General features: G+C 55.9%; 1 protein-coding gene and 2 rRNA genes (1 of these 3 cut by a window edge). 1 reads left to right on the forward strand and 2 read right to left on the reverse strand.

Going from position 1 to position 2,500, the window contains the following annotated elements; all coding sequences use genetic code 11:
- On the forward strand, positions 1-276 hold a 276-nt coding region (locus JAO82_RS14060; RefSeq protein ID WP_198687026.1), incomplete at its 5' end, for a 3-methyl-2-oxobutanoate hydroxymethyltransferase.
- Between the two features lie 295 nt (positions 277-571).
- Here the strand turns inward: JAO82_RS14060 and rrf are convergent.
- Together rrf and JAO82_RS14070 are read right to left on the reverse strand one after the other, a co-directional pair.
- A 5S ribosomal RNA gene (rrf, locus tag JAO82_RS14065) occupies positions 572-686 on the reverse strand.
- Between the two features lie 90 nt (positions 687-776).
- A 23S ribosomal RNA gene (locus JAO82_RS14070) occupies positions 777-2,500 on the reverse strand (it continues 1,121 nt past the right edge of the window).

A 2,500-nucleotide genomic window follows, 5' to 3' on the forward strand; every position in this document is an offset into this window, starting at 1 on the left:
TTGGAGAAGATGCCTGCTGATCTTGCTGATTTGATTACGTCTGAGGTTTCTATTCCGACGATCGGGATTGGTGGTTCGGTTGGGTGCGACGGTCAGATTTTGGTGACCGACGATGTGCTTGGGCTGTTTGATGGGTTCAAGCCGAATTTTGTCAAGCGCTATGCCAATCTTGGCGCGGATTCGGCGGCTGCGGTTCAGGCCTATGCGGCCGAGGTGCGCAACCGCAGCTTCCCGGCAGCCGAACATATGATCCGGGATAACGGTCATTCCAAATAACGCATTGCCCCGCAGGCCTGGGGCCTATGGGGCGCTGCTTCGGCGGCGCGGTGCCGGGCCGGATGTCACCGAGCGCAAGCTGGTTGCCTTTGCGTGGCTGCAAGCCGTCAGGCCGTTTTCTGTGGCAGGGTTTGTGCCGCGCCTGCGGTCACCGAGGCCGGCTGAATGGGCTGCAACGGACGCCGCTTTAGGGACCTCTGCACGCAGCAGCGTGTCACCCCGGCTGGGGCCGCGTCGGGCGGTGTTTTATTGAGGAAGGGATATCGTAATCGAGAGATACCGGAGGATTTATCAGGTTTGGCGGTGACCTACTCTCCCACGTCTTGAGACGCAGTACCATCGGCGCTGCAGTGCTTAACGGCCGGGTTCGGGATGGGACCGGGTGTTTCACTTGCGCTATGACCACCAAACCGGGAAAATCCTCCGTGTCCAAGTCAGTACATCATGTGTTGTGTATGCTTTTGACCAGCTGGGGCGACAAAGTCTGCCTTTTACTGGATCAAATCAAGCCTATCGGGCAATTAGTACCGGTCAACTGAACGCATTGCTGCGCTTACATCTCCGGCCTATCGACGTGGTGGTCTACCACGGCCCTCAGGGATACCTTGTTTTGAGGGGGGCTTCCCGCTTAGATGCCTTCAGCGGTTATCCTGTCCGTTCATAGCTACCCAGCACTGCCGTTGGCACGACAACTGGTCCACCAGTGGAACGTTCACCCCGGTCCTCTCGTACTAGGGGCAACTCCTCTCAAGTATCCTACACCCACGGCAGATAGGGACCGAACTGTCTCACGACGTTCTAAACCCAGCTCACGTACCTCTTTAAACGGCGAACAGCCGTACCCTTGGGACCTGCTCCAGCCCCAGGATGAGATGAGCCGACATCGAGGTGCCAAACACTGCCGTCGATATGGACTCTTGGGCAGTATCAGCCTGTTATCCCCGGCGTACCTTTTATCCGTTGAGCGATGGCCCTCCCACTTGGGACCACCGGATCACTATGGCCGTCTTTCGACTCTGCTCGACTTGTCAGTCTCGCAGTCAGGCTGGCTTCTGCCATTGCACTCAACGAGCGATTTCCGACCGCTCTGAGCCAACCTTCGCGCGCCTCCGTTACGATTTAGGAGGCGACCGCCCCAGTCAAACTACCCGCCACGCAGGGTCCCGGATCCGGATAACGGACCGCGGTTAGACATCAAGAGTGCGAAGGGTGGTATCTCAAGGGAGGCTCCACGGGAACTGGCGTTCCTGTTTCAAAGCCTACCACCTATCCTGCACATCACAATCCTGATGCCAGTGCGAAGTTGTAGTAAAGGTGCACGGGGTCTTTCCGTCTAACCGCGGGAAACCTGCATCTTCACAGGTATTTCAATTTCGCTGAGTCGATGTTGGAGACAGCGGGGAAGTCGTTACGCCATTCGTGCAGGTCGGAACTTACCCGACAAGGAATTTCGCTACCTTAGGACCGTTATAGTTACGGCCGCCGTTTACCTGGGCTTCAATTCAGAGCTCTCACCCCTCCTTTTAACCTTCAGGCACCGGGCAGGCGTCAGACCCTATACGTCGTCTTGCGACTTCGCAGAGCCCTATGTTTTTAGTAAACAGTCGCCACCCCCTGGTTTGTGCCCCCAGCCAATACTTGCGTAGAAACTGGGCCTCCTTCTCGCGAACTTACGGAGGTAATTTGCCGAGTTCCTTCAACATCGTTCTCTCAAGCGCCTTGGTATTCTCTACCGGTCCACCTGTGTCGGTTTAGGGTACGATCTTATGATGGAGCTATTTCCAGGGACCAATTAACGGCCAGCCCAATCCGATAAGGGCTGACAATCTTCATGATCCGTCACTTCCATCTGGCCCAGGAATATTAACCTGGTTCCCATCGACTACGCCTTTCGGCCTCGCCTTAGGGGTCGGCTTACCCTGCTCAGATTAGCTTTAAGCAGGAACCCTTGGACTTTCGGCGACAGTGTCTCTCACACTGTTTATCGCTACTCATGTCATCATTCTCGCTAGTGATCTCTCCACCGGATCGCTCACGCGCCGGCTTCACCGAAAACTCCTTGCGTCCAACCTCCTGGTGGCTTGCGCTGCCAGAAGTAAAGACGCATGGAGTTATGTCACACTACGCTCTGCTACCATGCACTATGTGCATCCTAAGCTTCGGCTCATGGCTTGAGCCCCGTTACATCTTCGCCGCAGGACAACTTATTTAGACCAGTGAGCTG

The organism is Pontibaca salina (assembly GCF_016307205.1).
In the GTDB taxonomy this organism is placed as follows: Bacteria; Pseudomonadota; Alphaproteobacteria; order Rhodobacterales; family Rhodobacteraceae; genus Pontibaca; species Pontibaca salina.